Below are 16,862 nucleotides of genomic sequence, written 5' to 3'. Positions count from 1 at the left end.
ATTTAGTCCTGCTACATTCATCCGATGGCAGATCCTGCGATCCGCCTGTCACTGCCGCCTACGTATCGAGCGCCCTTTCGCGCTCGGCGGGTCTCGTGAACACTTCCTTCAGATCGACCGCGCCACGCGCCGGCCGCTCCAGCATCTTCAGCTCGACGTCGCGCAGATGCTGCGCCATCAGGACGGCGGCTTTCGCTGCGTCGCCGGTATCGAGCGCGGCGAGAATCTCTTCGTGATCCTCGAATGAGCACGAACTCTTTCCGAGCGATTCGTACAGCGCCGAGATGAGCGTCGAACGTGCGACGAGCCCCGACAGACATTCGCACAGCACCGTATTGCCGGTGAGCGCCGCGAGCTCGGTATGGAACTCGCCGGAGAGCCGGATCCACGAAGAAAAATCGTGGCTCTCGAAGGCGCGGCGCTCCTTGCCGATGGTCGCGCTGATCGACTTCAGCCGGCGCATGCCGTGTCCCTGCGCAATCCGCTCCACCACAGCCAGTTCGATGATGCGGCGCATCTCGAACACCTCATGCACTTCCTGCAGCGATGGACTCGCGACGAACGCGCCGCGATTCGGCTCCAGATCGACGAGCCTTTCGTTCGACAACTGCGCAAGCGCCTGACGGACCGTGCCGCGCTTCACCGCGAATACCTCGCACAACTGCGCTTCGGTCAGCTTCGCGCCCGGCGCCAAGCGATGCTCGAGGATCGCGGCGCGGATACTTTCGGCGATCGACTCGGCATTCGCCCCGTTGGAAGCGGCCGGGGAAGCATCGGTTGCAGCACTAAGCTTGGTGTCGGACATGATGTGCTCGCTTGCATGTTAAGCATCTTAGAATCGACATAAAGATTGTCAACAATTCATTTTAAAAATTGGCGATTGTCGGCTTGTTTTCGGGTATTGCGTTTGGCTCAAGCCCAATTACGGCGGGCGTCTCGAAGAATTTCACAAGTTTTTGTCAGCATTGAAGCCACTTTTTTGTCGACAATCCAAGCGTCGCCTTTGGTGCGCGGCTGATTCGTAGACGGTGCAGAAAAGGACGGTTAGTTGCGAATAAGGACAAAAAACAAGGCGCATTGGAGCGCCCATTTCTGCCGACGTCAAGCCAGATGCGGGTAATCGGACAGTTTCATCGTGAATCCTCGCTCGGTTGCAACGAGGTGCGCCGTCGCACCGAAAGGCAGCGTCAGGAGATTCTCGACGTGCCCGAACTGCAGGCCCGTCACCACCGGAATGCCGATCACCGATCTGATTTGCTCGATCATCGCGTCGAGCGTAAAGCCGTTGTCGTAGTCCGAAAGCCGGCCGCCCGAAAATTCGCCCATCACGATCGCCTGCTGACGGCCGAGCATGCCCGACTGATGCAACTGGTAAATCATCCGCTCGATGCGAAACGGATGTTCGTTCACATCTTCGATGTAGAGAATGCCACCGTCGATCGGCGGCATATACGGCGTGCCAACGAGCGACGCCAGAATCGCGAGATTGCCGCCCCACAGCATGCCGCTGGCGTCCACGGTCTGGCGCTGCGGCGTGTTACTCGTGACCGTGAAGCTCGAATGGGAGATCGCGTTCCAGAAATGCTGCATCGTGAACGAACTCGGTTGCTCGGCGCCTAAATCGCCGGCTAGCATCGGACCGCCGAAGCTCTTGACGCCGGCGCGCGCGAAAAGCGCACACTGGATCGCCGTGAAATCGCTGTGACCGACGATCGCGACCGGCTGATCGGCGAGCCTGCGCAAGCCTAGATAATCCAGCCCGTGAAGAATGCGCGACGCGCCGTAGCCGCCGCGCACCGCAAGTACGATGTCAGGCAACGGCCGCGATGTGTCCGCGAGACGGTTGAGGTCGGCCGCGCGCTCGGCATCGGTGCCGGCGAAGCGCTGAAAACGCCGCCGCGTCGCGTCGACGTTTTCCAGGCGATGCCCTTCCCTGCGCAAGCGCACGAGCGCGCGTTCCACGGCCGCCGGATCGTGCGGATAACCAGACGGTGCAACCAGGTCGATGGTGCGTGATTTCACGATGTTGTTGGATTCGTTGTCGGAGAGGCTTCGCGCGCGCGGCGCGCATCGCGCTCTTCACGCGCGAGACGACGTCGTTCGGCGAAGAAATTCTTGAGCGCGTGAGCGCATTCGTCGGCCAGCACGCCGCCTGTCACCGTGGTGTGGTGATTGAGCTGCGCATTCGCGAACATGTCGACGACACTGCCGCACGCGCCCGTTTTCGGGTCCGTGGCGCCGTAGACGACGCGCGCGATCCGCGCATGCATGATCGCGCCTGCGCACATCAGGCACGGCTCGAGCGTCACGTAGAGTTCGCAGCCCGGCAAACGGTAGTTCTGGAGTTTTTGCGCGGCGGCGCGCAGCGCGGCCATTTCGGCGTGCGCGGACGGATCGTGTCCGCGAATCGGATGATTGAAGCCGGTGGCGATGACTTCATCGCCGAGCACGATCACCGCACCGACAGGCACTTCGCCCGCGCGACGGGCCTCGTCGGCGGCGCGTTGCGCCAACGCCATGAAGCGGCGATCGCGTTCGCTGGAGGAATCGGCGATGGAAGCGTTCGGCGCCGAATCAGGCGCGTCCGGCATCCCGGTCACTTGGCTTCCACCGCCACGCGCGACTGTGCGCGCTCGGAGAGCCGTTCGGCGATGCGCCGGCGATACTCGTGCGGCACGCAACCGCCGCCGCGCAGCGATTCGAGCGCCATGTCGAGCGCGAGCATTCTGGCTTGCAACTGGCAACGGGCCGCGGGGTCCGTCACCTTGTCGAACTCTTCCTGAAGCCCGCGCAGCGCGCGAAGCTGTTCGACGGCGGGCGGCACGAAGCCCGCATTCTTGAGGATTCGATTGGCGACACGCACTTCCTCGGGAACGAGGACGTCGTCGTCGAAATGGAGCGGAGCGCCCGCGCCCGGCAGGTTGTTGAACTCGCCACGCGTAGCGGCTTCGTTGATCCGCTGTTCGACCAAAGCATCTAGCAATTTCATCGGGGATTACGACCGGCTTTCACCCGCGAACGGGCGCGGTCTGTCACGATTTCCGTTGGTTAGCTCGAAGTCGGAAGGCAGCCGGAAGACCACGCTCGCGCGTTGTTCGGCACGTCTCGACAATCCAGCGCCTATTCTATCAGCCGCTGCGGCGAGGTTTTCGCGCGAAGCACGCCTGTTCGCGGCCCTGCACCGTATACCGGGCTTGTGGCCGTCGATATGCGTCGTTTGCGCAACATGCGTTGACTGGGCCGCGACAAGTGTGCTTGTACGATGACTAGGCGCCCGGTCGCGTCGCGTTTTCGCGTGTGTAGCCTTGCGTCGCGAGGAGAAGCCGCCGCGTGTATTCGTGCTCGACGTGGTGCGAGCGCACCGCATCGACGCCGAGCTGTTCGACGATCTCGCCATTGCGCATCACCGCGACGCGCTGGCACAGAAAGCCGATCACCGCGAGGTTATGGCTCACGAGGATCATCGTCAGCTTGCGCTCGCGATGTAGCCGCCGCAGCAGGTTCAGAATCTCGGCCTGCACGGAGACGTCGAGCGCGGAAGTCGGCTCGTCGAGCAGCAGGACGCGCGGCTCGACGATCAGCGCCCGCGCGATCGACACGCGCTGCCGCTGCCCGCCCGACAACTGATGCGGATAGCGAAAGCGAAACGCCGGGCCGAGACCGACTTCGGCGAGCGCATCGAGAATGCGCGCGTCTTCGCCGCCGATGCCGTTGATCGCGAGCGGCTCGCGCAAGGTTTTATCGACGGTGAAGCGCGGATGCAGCGCGCCATACGGATCCTGAAACACCATCTGCACGTCGCGCCGCGCGGGACGCGAGCCGATGCGTATGCTGCCGCCCGCGAGCGGCGTCAGTCCGGCGAGCGCGCGCAGGAGCGTCGACTTGCCGCTGCCCGATTCGCCGACGAGCCCGAAGACTTCGCCCTCTTCCACGCGCAGGGACACGTCGCGCACGGCATCGACGTGGCCGGTCTTCGTCCTGAAGCGGATGTGCGCGCGTTCGACGTCGATCATCGCGTCGTCCTTTCGTCGAGCCACGCCGGGTCGCGTCGCAAGGTAGGCAGTTCGTCGGGCGGGTTATCGAGCGGCGGATTCGCTTCGAGCAGCCCGCGCGTGTACGGATGCGTCGCATGAACGAGGTCGCGCGCGGCGCACGTTTCGACGACGCGTCCGCCATACATCACCGCGACGCGGTCGCAAAACGACATCACGAGCGGCAAGTCGTGGCTGATGAACACGAGCCCGGTATCGTGACGCTCGATCATCTCGTCGAGCACGGCGAGCACCTGCATCGACACGAGGACGTCGAGCGCGCTCGTGGGTTCGTCGGCGATCAGGAGGCGCGGGCCGGAGCAGACCATCATCGCGATCATCACGCGCTGGCCCATGCCGCCCGACAGTTCGTGCGGATACGCATCCGCGACGCGCTGCGGATCGCGGATATGCACCGCTTCCAGCGCCGCGACGATGCGCTCGCGAAGCGCACGCCGGTTCTCCCTCACGCCTTGCCGCACGAAGGTTTCGCGCAGCTGCTGCGCGACGGTCATCACGGGATTGAGCGAATATTTCGGGTCTTGCAGGATCATGCTCATGCGTGTGCCGCACAGGCGCCGGCGTTCTTTCGAGCGCATCGCGAGCAGGTCTTGATCCTCGAAGCGCAGCGCCTTCGCCGACCATTTCGCCTCGGGCGGCAAAAGCCCGAGCAACGCGCGCCCCGTCAGCGATTTGCCCGATCCGGATTCCCCGACGATCCCGAGGCGCTCGCCTCGCCGCACCGTCAGCGACACGCCGCGCACCGCGGGCATGAGCACGCCGTCGTGGCCCGGGAAGGCCACTTCGAGTCCGTCGATCTGCGCCAGCGCGTCGGTCAAGTCAGCCTCCATGACGCGGATCGAAAACGTCGCGCAGACCGTCGCCGAGCAGGTTGAAGGCGAGGCTCACCGAGAGGATCGCGAGGCCGGGAATCGTCGCGACCCACCATGCATCGAGCAGCACGTTGCGGCCCGCCGCCACCATGTAGCCCCATTCCGGGCTCGGCGGCTGCGCGCCCAACCCGAGAAACCCGAGACCCGCGACGGCGAGAATGATGCCGGCCATGTCGAGCGTCGCGCGCACGATCACCGACGACGAACACAGCGGCACGATATAGCGCAACAGAATGCGCAGATGCGAGGCCCCTTGCAGACGCGCCGCGTGGATGTAATCGGACCGCGCGAGCCGCAGCGATTCCGCGCGCGCGAGACGCGCGTACGGCGGCCACGCGGTGATCGACAGCGCGATCACCGCGTTGAGCACGCCCGGCCCGAGCGCCGCGGCGAACGCCAGCGCGAGCACGATTTTCGGGAAAGCCAGCGCGACATCGGTCACGCGCATGAGCGCCGTATCGACGATGCCGCCGCAATAGCCCGCCACCGTGCCGATCATGAGCCCGACCGGCACGACAAGCACGACGACCAGCACCGCGATCGCCAACGTGAGACGGGAGCCGTACACGAGCCGCGAGAGGATGTCGCGGCCGAGCTGATCGGTGCCGAGCCAGTGCGCCGCGCCGGGCGGCGTGAGACGCTCGGCGAGCACTTGCTGCAACGGGTCCTGCGCGACGAGCATCGGCCCGGCTGCCGCGACCACGACGAGCAGCACCAGAATCGCGAGCCCGAGCATGCTCAGCGGATTCGACGAGAACCGTCGCCAGCGCCGGTATGCCCGCCCGAGCGCGGCCTGCCGCGGCGACGCGGGCGTGTCGGTGAGCAGCCACGCGCGCAAACCCGTTCGCGCCGGTTTCATGTACGCGGAATCCTCCATGTCAGCGCGTGCGCGGATCGAAGACGCGGTAGAGCGCGTCGGTCAAGAGATTGAGCGCGATGAACGTCGCGCCGATCACGAGCGTGCTGCCGAGCACCGCGTTCATGTCGGCGTTGAGCAGCGCGCCCGTCAGATACGAGCCGATGCCCGGCCACGCGAACACGATTTCGGTCAGCACCGAGCCTTCGAGCAGATAGCTGTAGGCGAGCGCGATCACCGTGAGCAGCGGCACCGCGATATTGCCGAACGCGTGCCGCCAGATCACGCGGCGCTCGGGCAGGCCTTTGGCGCGCGCGGTCGTCACGTATTCCTGGCTCAGTTGTTCGAGCATGAACGAGCGCGTCATGCGCGACAGATACGCGATCGAATAAAACGCGAGCACGCTCGCCGGCAGCGCGATATGCGAAAACGCGTTCCTGAAGACGTCCCATTCGCCGGCGATGAGCGAGTCGATCAGCAGACTGCCCGTGCGCGTATCGACCATGCCGTCGTAGAGCGGATCGATGCGCCCCGGCCCCGACACCCAATGCAGCCGCGCATAGAACAGCAGGAGGCCCATCAGCGCGAGCCAGAACACCGGCACCGAACTGCCCGCGAGCCCGATCACGCGCGCGATGTGATCGGCGATGCGATTGTGCTTCACCGCCGCCGCCACGCCGAGCGGCACACCGGCCGCAATGCCGATGAACGTCGAGAGCGTCGCGAGTTCCAGTGTCGCGGGAAAGACGCGCCTGATGTCGTCGATCACCGGATTGGCCGTCAGCAACGAAATGCCGAGATTGCCGTGCAACACGTCGCGCGCATAGATCAGGAACTGGTCGATGAGCGGCTTGTCGAGCCCGAGCCTCACGCGCGCGGCGGCATAAGCGGTCGCGGACGCGCGGTCGCCGAGAATGGCGAGCACCGGATCGATCGGAATCTTGCGGCCGATGAAAAACGTGATCGCGAGCAGTCCCGTGAACGTGATGACGAGCATCGCGATCCACTGCGCGAGCGCCAGCGCGATGCGCACGCCGCCGCGCCGCGAGCCGATGAGCGTAACCGTGCTCACTGCTTCCTGATGTTGCGGTAAGACACGAGATCGTTGATCGGCCCGACGTCGAGACCGGTCACGCCGGGACGCGCCGCCACCTGCGACACCTTCTGGAACATGATCACGAACGGCGATTTCGCGAGCACTTCACGCTGCATCTTCTCGTAGAGTTGCGCGCGTTTCTTCGTGTCGCTTTCGGCGAGCGCCGCGTTGGTTTCCTTCGTCAGTTGCGGAATGTCCCACGCGTTGCGCCACGCGAGCATCTTGTAACTCGATGCATCCGAGTTGTCCGGGTTCCACACGAAACCTTGCGCGTTGCTGTGCGGATCGATGTAATCCGCCGACCACTCGCCGATATAGATGTCGTGCGCCCGCGCCCGATAGCGTCCGAGCGTCTGCTTGTTGTCGCTCGGCACGAGTTGCACCTTGATGTTCGCGAGCGCGAGATTCGCCTGCACCGCCTGCGCGATCTCGCTGTACGGGTAGTCGTTGCGCACGTCCATCTTCACCGTGAAGCCGTTCGCTAGACCGGCCTTGGCGAGCAGCGCCTTCGCCTTCGCGACATCCTGGTGATACGGATTTTCGTTCAGCGCGCCGAGAAAGCCTTCGGGCAAAAACGTTTCGTGGACCTTGTAGGTCGTGCGGATCACGTTCTTCTGGATGCCCTGATAGTCGATCAGCCACTTCATCGCTTCCCAGACTTCGGGCTTCGCCAGATTCGGGTTCTTGTTGTTGAGGCCGAGATACATGAGCGTGGCTTGCGGCACGGCCGTCGCCTTGATGACGCCGCTCTTCGAGAGCGTGTCGAGATCGTCGGGGCTCAAGTCGCGCGCCACGTCGATGTCGCCGTTCTGGATCATCAGGCGCTGGCTTGCCGCTTCGGTCACGTGACGCAGCACGATGCGCTTCATCGCGAGCGGCATGCGATAACCCTCGAAGCGCTGCAGCACGATGCTGTCGTTCGCGGTCCATTTCACGAGCTTGTACGCGCCCGAGCCCGCCTCGTTGGTCTTGAGCCAGTCGTTGCCGTAGTCGCCGCCCTTCGCGTGCGATTCGACGAGCTTGCGATTCACCACCGACGCCGGCCACGAGCCGAGCACGTTGAGCACGAAAGTCGGCGCGTAACGTTGATCGGTCGTGATGGAGACGGACGTATCGTCGATCTTCTTCACGTTTTGCAGCGCGTTCGCCTTGGTCAGGCCGATGCCCGCGAGCACGGCCGCCGCGCCCTTGTCGAGCAGCGCGGTGCGCTGGATGGACCAGGCGACGTCGTCGGCGGTCAGCGGATTGCCGGAGTGGAACTTGAGGCCCGGCCGGATCTTGAACGTGAACGTGAGGCCATCCGGACTGACGGTCCAGGATTCGGCGACATCGCCATTGAATTTCGACGGATCTTTCAGATCGACACGCACCAGCCGGTCATACGTGTTCGCGGCATATTCCTCCGGCACCAGTTCGTAGATTTCGCCGGGATCGAGCGAAGTGAATTCGTCGAGCAGCGTCGCCATGACGAACATGTCCTTGGGCGTCGCGGCCAGCGCCGGTTGCGCGCCGGCCAGCGTAAAAACCAGCGCCGTGATCACTGCACTCAGTTTCATATGCGATTTGTCCTGTTCACATCAGCCGCAGCGGGCCGCTTTCTTCGTTGTCGATCAGAGCAAGTTCGCGCGAGCCTGGCAATTCGTAATGCCACCACTCGCTTTTGATGTGCGTGAAGCCTGCGCCGTGCATCACGCCGAGCAACAGCGTACGGTTGCGCTGGACGTGCTCCGGCAGGCCGAAGTGAAAATGCTCGGATTCGACGACCATCGCGTCGAAGCCGGTGCCCATGTCGAGCTCGTTGCCGTCGCGATCGACGAGCGTCAGGTCCACGGCCGTGCCGCGGCTATGGTTCGAGCCGCGGCCGAGTTCGGCGATGAAGGTCGGATCGGGCAGGAAGTCCCACAGCACTTTTTGCGCTTGCGGCGGACGATAGGCGTCGAAGATCCGCAACGTCGCGCCGATGCTTTGCGCGATATCGACGGCCTTGCGCAGCGCGGCTTCGGCGGGTTCCAGCAGGAGGCAATGCTGCGCCTTGTAGATCGGCTTGCCGGTGAAATTGCGATCGGTCGCGTAGACGAGATCGATCTGGACGTTGTGCGTTTCGGGCGTGATATGCAGCAGGCGGGACCGGGTCATGTAAGCGCGTTGTATCGATTTATTCCGATACACGAACCTTAACGCGTTAGAAAAATCCGCGAAACCCTTAATTTCGGGCGATTCCGACGGCTCACGACATGAGCGGCCAGCGCGCGAGGACTTCGTGTTGCGATCGGCCGAGCAGGCTGCGTACGAGCGCGAACTCATGCGCGATCCATGCGACGGGCTCGACGGCCTGGCGTGGAAGGCGGCGCTCGTCATAGAGCAAGGTGACGTGCGGCGTGAAGCGCGGATGGCGTTTGAGCGCGATGCCGGAGGCTTCGAGCGCGGCGCCGAGAGTTCGTTCGAGGGCTTCGAGTGGCGCGGCGGCATCGCCTGAAAGGACGATCGGGCGTTTGGCGCGTCGCCCGGAAAAGCTTTCGATGCGGTCGAGCGTCAGTTCGACGGGCGGTGATGCGATTTGGGAAGCGGCGGCGTGTGCTTGCGCGAGGACGTCGGCGGGAACGCCTGCGAAGGCGCCGAGATAATGCAGCGTGATGTGAAGGCGATCGGCGGGGATCGCCCTCGCCTTCAGTTTATAGTCGATGCGCAGTCGCGCCGCCAGCTCGGCGATGCGTGCGGCGGCGGCAGCGTCGGGATAGAGGGCGAAGAAGAGCGAGTCGCTTGGGCGTGGAATCGGCGCATGCTCGTTAGCGGTGGCACTCATGTCTCGCGATCCGATCCGTGGCTACTGCGCGTGCTAACTCCCATGCCCTTCGTAAGCCATCAATATCAGCGGCTTTGTCTGCTCGAAATCGTCAAAACTCGCGATAGAGAACTCCAGATCGCCTGTCCCCCAGTGGCCAACTTTTCGGACGTCGCGAGCATTATTCGGCAACGGATTGATTTTGTCGGGATCGAGATGCAGGAAAAGAAGAAACCTCGCCTTTTGCGGAACGATGGAAGCAAAGTTCTTCAACCGCTTGAACGCGACATAGAGCTTGAGTTCTCTACGCTGAACGTCATCGCCTAAAGAACTGACGAAGTCTTCCAGCGACTCCAGCAGCTCCAGCATCGAAGCCGGATATTGCTCAACCCATTCAGCATAGCTCTTGTCCCCGCCAGAGCCGACCGGTCTTGCCGCCGTGGCGGGCAATGTCGGCAATGTCGGCGCTGCCGGCTCCGCCGGCACGATCGAAACCGGCGAGAGAACCGCCTTCCCTGGATTGACCGGTTTCGGCACTATCTTCGGTTTCGCGGCGACGGTTGCATTGACCAACTCGAAGAGCAAAAGGTCCGACCCAAATCGGCGATACCGAATCAACTCCACGTTGCGATTGATCTGCTGCACGGCATGGACGTCATATCGCGTGAAATCAGCGGCGATACAAAGAAGTCGAGGAAGACTCCAGTCGATCTGGGCCGCTGCTTCGTGTCCCAGTTTGTCCATTACCAGCAGCTTGAATTCCGCTTGGTGGTCCATCAGCCAGTCGAGATAAAACAACCCCTGATTGATGACGTTCTCACCCACGGATCGCTTGTACTCGAGGATCACCGGGCTGTTGTTTTCGTCTATCCCCAACGAATCAATCCGACCGGAATGAGTCTTTCCGGTCGCGTATTCCGTAGCGAGAAAGCGAATCCGGAGAAGCGCTTCAAGATTTTGCTCGATCAACGACTGCAACGGTTTCTCAAGATCAGAAGCGTGGCCGTCCAGTTCCACTGCCATGCCCTCGACCAGCTTGAAGAGCTTAATATCACTCATTATTCGTATTGCTCGACCAAAAGGCGCGCATCCATCACGCGCCCTTGCCATCTCGCCAAAATCAGCCGTTGAACTATCGCGTCTTCCCGAATCGACGCGCGACTCGCCCCGTCAACCCTGAGAAGCCTCTCACTCCCACTCGATTATTAACAGCACTTTCTATGCCTTATCTGGCAAGGCTTCATGGCAATCGATTCGCACTGATACCACGAAAAATACCATTTACAGCAGTAGTCAGCGATTGAACCTCGTCTCGCCACGGGCTGTCGGGCGGCTCGACGCCGAACTGCACATACCGCTCTCCGATCCATCCCCAGTCTGACACACTAGCTGAATTCCAAATCGCATGACACTGTATATATACAGTATTTTGATGAGAAACATGGAACCGATGTGGGAATACGAGTGGGAATTCGTCGAGACGGGACATTGGGGCGGCGTGAAGCGCACAAATTTCCACATGACCGATCGAGAGGCGGAGGTCTGGTGGGCAGAGGCCCGCGGCGTACCGCACGATTACGGTTGACCGCGCCTTGCTAGCGTTGGCGGTCACCGAGTCAGCGGAGTCAGACCGCAGCCTTCGCGAGGATTTCCCGTCACAACGTCAATCTGCACGTCGAATGGATAGTGGCCCGTAATATAACGTCCGCGTTTCGACGTCAGACGGTTTTTTTTGCCATGCCGATTTGTACAAGCCAATTTTAAAATAGGCATCGTCATCGGAAGGATATGCATTAGGTGCTCGGTTGGCCGCAAAAACTATCTTTTCGTTCTTCGAAAGCTCTGTCACGGCGACCTTGCCGCTATCGTCAGGAATGTATCTCAGCCGCCAGTTGACGACGCGGCCCTTATCCTCGGCGACGCGGCCGAATCGCGCGCCCATCGAGGGGCGGCCGTCGCCCGATCTGGTACGAACCGCATACTCTCCACGTTCCGTTATGAAGAGCGCGAATGTAGGGAATCCGGCGTGCTCTCCTTGATGAATCTGGGAAATTACCTCTGGCTGCTTACTATCAACACTAAAGTCGTCTGGAAAGTACGTCTGCCAGTCAACGATATACTCAACACCGCGACGAAACGTCGCAACCTTCGAAAATGAGATTTCGGCTCTCGGCACTCCATTTGTGATCCCGCGATAATCGTCATTCCGCCCGATTGTGACTTCAAGAGCCTGGGGCAAGTCAACATCGTTCAGCTTGATAACACGTATTGCCCCGTCAAGCGCCTCGCGCTCAAGCACTTCAGGTATCCCACTTTTCCATGTTGTGCTAAACAGCACTTCGTCCTGACACCCACGCCCCTCCAGTCCAGCCTGCTGGCAAGCAGCCAATACGACCACGACGGGTAAGAAAATAGACTTGAGCATCGGCGACCTTAATTTAGGATAGTGCTGACAGACACGCGCTTCACCTCTGGCATCATCCGGCGTTCGATCCAAGATTGCCGCCAGATGGAGCCATGACGTATGAGGTTTTCTCTTCGAGGCCGTCGCGCCTCTTCTTCGCACGAAAACGAACGTGCGAACGAAGTTGCACACATGAATCCGCTGACCCTCTTCTTCGTTGTTTTCGCCTTCTACAATCTGTTTGGGCTGGTCAATACGCCGTGGACGAGCGAGGGAGCATACGACAAAACTCTAGGCTGGCAACTCTTTCTGATAGGTTGTTTCGGATTCCTCTTAGGCTCGGCCCTAACCCGAAAAACGACGAGCCGTAGGCCGATAAGCGTACTTCAGCCGCGCACCTCTCGCCAATTGACCTTCGTATTTCTCGCGCTATTTTCGACATGCGTTGTCACAACCATAGCCTTAAGCGGGGGGATTCCGTTACTTCAGGGCGAGGAACGGTTTGGTAATTCGGCACTGATGTTCAATCTTGCCCAACTCTATGGGTTTTGGGAGCTTGTACGGACAATATCAGACGCAGAAGCAGGCCGACGATTCCGCGTTTTTCAGCCGATCTTGTATCTGACGGGTGCCCTTTGTTTTGGGTATCGGACGCCGATCCTCATGTTCATGCTGGTGCTTCTGCTTTACTTCGCCGTCTTTCGTCTTGCTGTTAGAAAGGCGCTTCTCATTTGCTTATCCGTCGGAATTTTTATCGTCGGCTTTTCTGCCGTCTTTGCCGCGTTCCGTGTTTCGCAGAATTACGATCTTGTTCTTTTCTTCAAGAACATCGATTTTCGCTTTACCCGTGAGAACCCGTACCTGTTGCCGTTCGTTCCCGCCATGGCCATGTTCGACTTCAGTCAGCAGACGGTCGCTACGATCGGAACGTCGCTGCATGAATTCATGTATGGCGAACTGTTCCTTAGCAACTATGAGACGTTTCTCCCCGGAAAACATTGGGGCGCGCGAAACATCATTGGCGACATCACAGGTGCAAGATGGGTTGCGGGCCGTCCTATGAGCATCACTCCAACACTGCAGGGCGCGCTTTATGTCGACTTCAGCTATTACGGCGTCTTTTTTGGCTTCTTCTTGCTCGCATCTGGAATAAAGCGTCTTTGGAGGATGGCCTTGCATTGGGGACCATTAGGAAAGTTCAGTTTTTCGTACCTTCTCGCGCTCTCAATCATGGCTGTGCATAACGGCTATTGGGACGTTGGGTTTGTATTCTTTCTGCTGTTCCTGCTCGTCATTCGTGTATTCGATGCGCTCAAGGCACGATTCAATCACCAGCCTGCATAGAGCGCTTTTGGAGTTTCGGTCCATTTCATTGCGCTGTCGGGAGAATTCGACCGATCGCTTTTCCGCGGCGCACCCACATTCGACGAAGCCGATCGCGGCCGGCGCCTTGTTTTCGTCAACTCGATTCAAGCACGGCCTTTCATTTCCAAGGTCGCCGGTTTTCGACATTGTTGCCCGGAAGGCCCGCCGACCGACGCCGCACCAGTGCAGAAGCAAGGACTGCGGCATTGAACAGCACTTCGAATGGCACTTCGTTGACGTGACTTTCGAATGCGATCGGACGTATCAATACGCGGCCGATAACCCGGACGTGCCGATCACGAGCAGCAGACACGGCGGCGTGGCGCCGGCTTGGCGGAAGCGTCCAGCGATCCACATGCCTCGCTCAGCGTCGCGCATCACGCTCCGGCTGGCCGGCGTCCGCGTCGAGCATCTGCAAGACATCAGCTACGAGGACTTCTGCGCAAGCGCGTACGTGAGCGTGAGCACTTGATTCAGCGTCGCGCTGCTCATGGGCCGGTCGCTGTCGTATCGCGTAGGCAGCACGTAGTCGGAGCCGCCCGCGAACGTCTTCAGGGCGATGAAGATGTCGAGCGCTTGCCGCGACAGGAAAACCAGGTGCGACGTGCGGCGCTTCATGCGTTCTTTCGGAATGGTCCACACCGCGTCGCTGAAATTGATTTTTCCCCACGTCGCGTTGGTGAGTTCGCTCTTTCGAACCAGCGTCAGCAGCAACAGGCGCGCCGCGGCACGTATAGACGGCGTGGTGCGATCCGCTCGATGTGATACATCAGTCCGATCTCGTCAGGCGTAAGCGCGCGGTCGCGTGGTTCGAAGCGCGCGATGGTTGTCGGCCGCACCATATCCGCCGGGTTCTCGACCTTCTGTCCGCGCTCGATGGCCCATCGGTAGACCTGCAAGACCACCTCGCGCACATGCACGGCGGTCGCCGGCGCTCCGCGCGCGACGATGGCATCGGTAAGCGTCCGTAGATCCTCGTGTGTGATTTCGTTGAGCTTCAGGTTGCCGAACCTCGCCTTCAGGTCACGCTCGTAGATCGACCTGCGCATGTCGCGCGTCGAGTCGGTCATCTGGTGCCCGCGCAGCCACTTGTCGGCCCATGCGCCGAAGGTCTCGGCGTCCTTCACGCGCGCCTTGTCGCGCGCCTTTTCCTTGGCGGGTGAGTTGCCTGCGGCAACCAGCTTCTTCGCCTCATTCAAGCGCTCGCGCGCCTCCGACAGCGTGATGCCGCCGACGCCATAGCGCCCGAACGTCAATGTCGCCTGCCGTCCGTTGATCGAGTAGTTGTAGCGGAACGAAATCGAACCGGCAGGTGTGATCGCGACGTAGAGACCGTCGCGGTCGTTGACCTTGTAGAGCTTGTCCTGCGGCTTGAGGTTGCGCAGCTGGTATCGGTCAGCATGGTATCCGTCCAGAGGGGCCAGAAATACCATGAATAAAACCGCATCGAAAAAAAAGATTAATCGTCTTTATAAACAGTACGTTACGCGATTTAGATACCATGCAACGGCGAGACGAGCTCGCATGGTATTAACTGCGACTCATGGCATTTTCGCGAACCATACCACTGGAAATGCCATGCAAAAATGTTGCTTATCGATGCTCCGTTGTGCCAGAAGTTGCCAAGTAAAAAATGAAAAAAGCCCGCAATTACGCGGGCTTAGGTGTGTCTTACTGCTCGGTCGTGCCGGTGCGTGCCAGACGTCCAATCACTCCCACTCGATCGTCGCAGGCGGCTTCCCCGAGATGTCATACACCACCCGATTGATCCCGCGCACCTCGTTGATGATGCGATTCGAGACATGCCCGAGCAACTCATGCGGCAGATGCGCCCAATGCGCGGTCATGAAGTCGAGCGTCTGCACGGCGCGCAGCGCGACGACGTACTCGTACGTGCGGCCATCGCCCATCACGCCGACGCTCTTCACCGGCAGGAACACCGCGAACGCCTGACTCGTGAGGTCGTACCACGACTTGCCCGTTTCCTTGTCGATGGTATTGCGCAGCGTCTCGATGAAAATCGCATCCGCGCGGCGCAGCAGGTCCGCAAACTCGCGCTTCACTTCGCCGAGAATCCGCACGCCGAGGCCCGGCCCCGGGAACGGATGGCGATACACCATTGCATGCGGCAGACCGAGCTTCACGCCGAGCTCGCGCACTTCGTCCTTGAAGAGTTCGCGCAACGGTTCGAGCAGCTTGAGATTCAGCGTCTCCGGCAAGCCGCCGACATTGTGATGGCTCTTGATGGTATGCGCGCCCTTCTTGCCCTTGCCCGCCGATTCGATCACGTCCGGATAGATCGTGCCCTGCGCGAGCCACTTCGCATCGGTGAGCTTGTCCGATTCCTTGTGGAACACTTCGACGAACTCCGCGCCGATGATCTTGCGCTTCGCTTCCGGATCGGTCACGCCCGCGAGTTTCTGCAGGAATTCTTCGCTCGCGTCGACGTGAATCACCTTCACGCCGAGATGATCGGCGAACGTCGACATCACCTGTTCCGCCTCGTTCTGACGCAGCAAGCCGTGATCCACGAACACGCACGTCAGTTGATCGCCGATCGCGCGATGCAGCAGCGCCGCCGCCACCGACGAATCCACGCCACCCGACAGGCCGAGAATCACGTGGTCGCTACCGACCTGCGCGCGAATCTTCTCCACGGCTTCGTCGATGTAATGACCCATCTCCCAATCCGCCTTCGCGCCGCACAGCTCCAGCACGAAGCGGTCGAGCATCGCGCGGCCCTGCACCGTGTGCGTCACTTCCGGATGCCATTGCAGGCCGTAGAAGCGGCGGTCGTCGTCGGCCATCGCGGCGATCGGGCATGAGGGCGTCGAAGCCATCAGCTTGAAGCCCGCGGGCAAGTCGACGACCTTGTCGCCGTGACTCATCCACACCTTGAGCATCGACTCGCCCTTGTCACTGGCAAAGTCCTGAATGCCTTCGAGAAATCCCGTGTGATTCAGCGCCTGCACTTCCGCATAGCCGAACTCGCGCACGTTGCCCAGTTCGACCTTGCCGCCGAGCTGATCGGCCATCGTCTGCATGCCGTAGCAAATGCCGAGCACCGGCACGCCGAGATCGAAGACGATTTGCGGCGCGCGCGGCGACTTCGCCTCGGTGACCGAATTCGGCCCGCCCGACAGGATGATGCCCTTCGGAGCGAATTCGCGGATGAAAGTCTCGTCGACGTCGTACGGATGGATTTCCGAGTAGACGTGCGACTCGCGGATGCGCCGTGCGATGAGCTGGGTGACTTGGGAGCCGAAATCGAGAATCAGGATTTTGTCGTGCATGGCTGCGGCCAAAGGCTAAGTGAACGAATAATGTCTGTGCGGCCGGGGCGCGACGTCGCGCGGCCCGCGTGCCAATAAATCGACGGCCGGCGCAAAGGCCGACCGTGCTTGTCCTGCGTATTTCCGCTGCTGCGCCTGCGTG

At 61.0% G+C, this 16,862-nt stretch carries 16 protein-coding genes and 1 pseudogene; 2 read left to right on the top strand and 15 right to left on the bottom strand.

From position 1 onward, the window contains the following. Positions 1-58: 58 nt before the first annotated feature. The 12 genes from NOV72_RS19365 to NOV72_RS19310 all read right to left on the bottom strand — a co-directional run bounded on the left by NOV72_RS19365 (position 59) and on the right by NOV72_RS19310 (position 10,717). A complete protein-coding gene (locus NOV72_RS19365) occupies positions 59-805 on the bottom strand; it encodes a GntR family transcriptional regulator (protein ID WP_181291116.1) in 747 nt (248 codons plus the stop codon). A 296-nt stretch (positions 806-1,101) separates the two neighbouring features. Further along, complete coding sequence (gene ldcA / locus NOV72_RS19360) at positions 1,102-2,025, bottom strand: muramoyltetrapeptide carboxypeptidase (RefSeq protein WP_181291117.1); 924 nt, start codon at positions 2,023-2,025, stop codon at positions 1,102-1,104. Next, on the bottom strand, positions 2,019-2,591 hold the full coding sequence (tadA, locus tag NOV72_RS19355; RefSeq protein WP_106856186.1) for a tRNA adenosine(34) deaminase TadA: 573 nt from the start codon (positions 2,589-2,591) through the stop codon (positions 2,019-2,021). The genes ldcA and tadA overlap by 7 nt, the downstream gene beginning before the upstream one ends. Positions 2,592-2,596: 5 nt before the next feature. Next, positions 2,597-2,989: a DnaJ family domain-containing protein gene (locus tag NOV72_RS19350; RefSeq protein ID WP_035498862.1), complete on the bottom strand. Its 393-nt coding sequence runs from the start codon at positions 2,987-2,989 to the stop codon at positions 2,597-2,599. A gap of 277 nt (positions 2,990-3,266) precedes the next feature. Continuing rightward, complete coding sequence (locus NOV72_RS19345) at positions 3,267-4,013, bottom strand: ABC transporter ATP-binding protein (RefSeq protein ID WP_106856185.1); 747 nt, start codon at positions 4,011-4,013, stop codon at positions 3,267-3,269. After that, positions 4,010-4,882, bottom strand: a complete 873-nt coding sequence (locus NOV72_RS19340; protein ID WP_106856184.1) for an ABC transporter ATP-binding protein — start codon at positions 4,880-4,882, stop codon at positions 4,010-4,012. The genes NOV72_RS19345 and NOV72_RS19340 overlap by 4 nt, the downstream gene beginning before the upstream one ends. Next, the gene (gene nikC / locus NOV72_RS19335; protein WP_181291115.1) at positions 4,872-5,783 is read right to left on the bottom strand and encodes a nickel transporter permease; all 912 of its coding nucleotides are present in this window, start codon (positions 5,781-5,783) and stop codon (positions 4,872-4,874) included. Before nikC ends, NOV72_RS19340 begins: the two co-directional genes overlap by 11 nt. Positions 5,784-5,802: 19 nt before the next feature. Continuing rightward, positions 5,803-6,852 (bottom strand): ABC transporter permease, encoded by a 1,050-nt coding sequence (locus tag NOV72_RS19330; RefSeq protein WP_106856182.1) that lies wholly within the window; start codon positions 6,850-6,852, stop codon positions 5,803-5,805. Then, positions 6,849-8,432, bottom strand: a complete 1,584-nt coding sequence (locus tag NOV72_RS19325; protein WP_106856181.1) for an ABC transporter substrate-binding protein — start codon at positions 8,430-8,432, stop codon at positions 6,849-6,851. The genes NOV72_RS19330 and NOV72_RS19325 overlap by 4 nt, the downstream gene beginning before the upstream one ends. A gap of 16 nt (positions 8,433-8,448) precedes the next feature. Continuing rightward, a complete protein-coding gene (gene ddpX / locus NOV72_RS19320) occupies positions 8,449-9,012 on the bottom strand; it encodes a D-alanyl-D-alanine dipeptidase (RefSeq protein WP_106856180.1) in 564 nt (187 codons plus the stop codon). 91 nt (positions 9,013-9,103) lie between these two features. Beyond that, positions 9,104-9,679: an RNA 2',3'-cyclic phosphodiesterase gene (gene thpR / locus NOV72_RS19315; RefSeq protein WP_106856179.1), complete on the bottom strand. Its 576-nt coding sequence runs from the start codon at positions 9,677-9,679 to the stop codon at positions 9,104-9,106. Between the two features lie 33 nt (positions 9,680-9,712). After that, positions 9,713-10,717, bottom strand: coding sequence for a DUF5655 domain-containing protein (locus NOV72_RS19310; RefSeq protein ID WP_106856178.1), 1,005 nt, complete (start codon positions 10,715-10,717; stop codon positions 9,713-9,715). A 382-nt stretch (positions 10,718-11,099) separates the two neighbouring features. Between NOV72_RS19310 and NOV72_RS32405 the strand changes: the two genes are divergently transcribed. Then, positions 11,100-11,243 carry a hypothetical protein gene (locus NOV72_RS32405; protein ID WP_181291114.1) on the top strand — a complete coding sequence of 48 codons (144 nt, stop codon included), beginning with the start codon at positions 11,100-11,102 and terminating at the stop codon, positions 11,241-11,243. 78 nt (positions 11,244-11,321) lie between these two features. Here NOV72_RS32405 and NOV72_RS19300 read toward each other — a convergent pair whose 3' ends face one another. Continuing rightward, positions 11,322-12,155 (bottom strand): heparin lyase I family protein, encoded by an 834-nt coding sequence (locus tag NOV72_RS19300; protein ID WP_146150026.1) that lies wholly within the window; start codon positions 12,153-12,155, stop codon positions 11,322-11,324. A gap of 99 nt (positions 12,156-12,254) precedes the next feature. On the opposite strand from NOV72_RS19300, the gene NOV72_RS19295 reads away from it, so the two are divergent. Continuing rightward, entirely contained in the window at positions 12,255-13,406 is a 1,152-nt protein-coding gene (locus NOV72_RS19295; protein WP_181291113.1) for a hypothetical protein, read from the top strand. A gap of 456 nt (positions 13,407-13,862) precedes the next feature. Here the strand turns inward: NOV72_RS19295 and NOV72_RS19285 are convergent. Then, positions 13,863-14,829: pseudogene (locus NOV72_RS19285) on the bottom strand (tyrosine-type recombinase/integrase); the annotation flags it as partial. 307 nt (positions 14,830-15,136) lie between these two features. Continuing rightward, entirely contained in the window at positions 15,137-16,720 is a 1,584-nt protein-coding gene (gene guaA, locus NOV72_RS19280; RefSeq protein WP_106856173.1) for a glutamine-hydrolyzing GMP synthase, read from the bottom strand. Positions 16,721-16,862 lie beyond the last annotated feature (142 nt).

This window comes from Caballeronia novacaledonica (assembly GCF_900258035.1).
GTDB classification, from domain to species: domain Bacteria; phylum Pseudomonadota; class Gammaproteobacteria; order Burkholderiales; family Burkholderiaceae; genus Caballeronia; species Caballeronia novacaledonica.
Note: the sequence above shows the minus strand (reverse complement) of the source record. Positions and strands in the feature narration are given on the sequence as shown.

What these genes read in the sequence shown, in the direction of transcription:
- NOV72_RS19325 (WP_106856181.1), bottom strand. Translation starts at nt 8,432, where the DNA reads ATGAAACTGAGTGCAGTGATCACGGCGCTGGTTTTTACGCTGGCCGGC.
- NOV72_RS19310 (WP_106856178.1), bottom strand. Translation starts at nt 10,717, where the DNA reads ATGAGTGATATTAAGCTCTTCAAGCTGGTCGAGGGCATGGCAGTGGAA.
- NOV72_RS19295 (WP_181291113.1), top strand. Translation starts at nt 12,255, where the DNA reads ATGAATCCGCTGACCCTCTTCTTCGTTGTTTTCGCCTTCTACAATCTG.
- NOV72_RS19350 (WP_035498862.1), bottom strand. Translation starts at nt 2,989, where the DNA reads ATGAAATTGCTAGATGCTTTGGTCGAACAGCGGATCAACGAAGCCGCT.
- NOV72_RS32405 (WP_181291114.1), top strand. Translation starts at nt 11,100, where the DNA reads ATGGAACCGATGTGGGAATACGAGTGGGAATTCGTCGAGACGGGACAT.
- NOV72_RS19345 (WP_106856185.1), bottom strand. Translation starts at nt 4,013, where the DNA reads ATGATCGACGTCGAACGCGCGCACATCCGCTTCAGGACGAAGACCGGC.
- NOV72_RS19365 (WP_181291116.1), bottom strand. Translation starts at nt 805, where the DNA reads ATGTCCGACACCAAGCTTAGTGCTGCAACCGATGCTTCCCCGGCCGCT.
- ddpX (WP_106856180.1), bottom strand. Translation starts at nt 9,012, where the DNA reads ATGACCCGGTCCCGCCTGCTGCATATCACGCCCGAAACGCACAACGTC.
- nikC (WP_181291115.1), bottom strand. Translation starts at nt 5,783, where the DNA reads ATGAAACCGGCGCGAACGGGTTTGCGCGCGTGGCTGCTCACCGACACG.
- NOV72_RS19340 (WP_106856184.1), bottom strand. Translation starts at nt 4,882, where the DNA reads ATGGAGGCTGACTTGACCGACGCGCTGGCGCAGATCGACGGACTCGAA.
- tadA (WP_106856186.1), bottom strand. Translation starts at nt 2,591, where the DNA reads ATGCCGGACGCGCCTGATTCGGCGCCGAACGCTTCCATCGCCGATTCC.
- guaA (WP_106856173.1), bottom strand. Translation starts at nt 16,720, where the DNA reads ATGCACGACAAAATCCTGATTCTCGATTTCGGCTCCCAAGTCACCCAG.
- thpR (WP_106856179.1), bottom strand. Translation starts at nt 9,679, where the DNA reads ATGAGTGCCACCGCTAACGAGCATGCGCCGATTCCACGCCCAAGCGAC.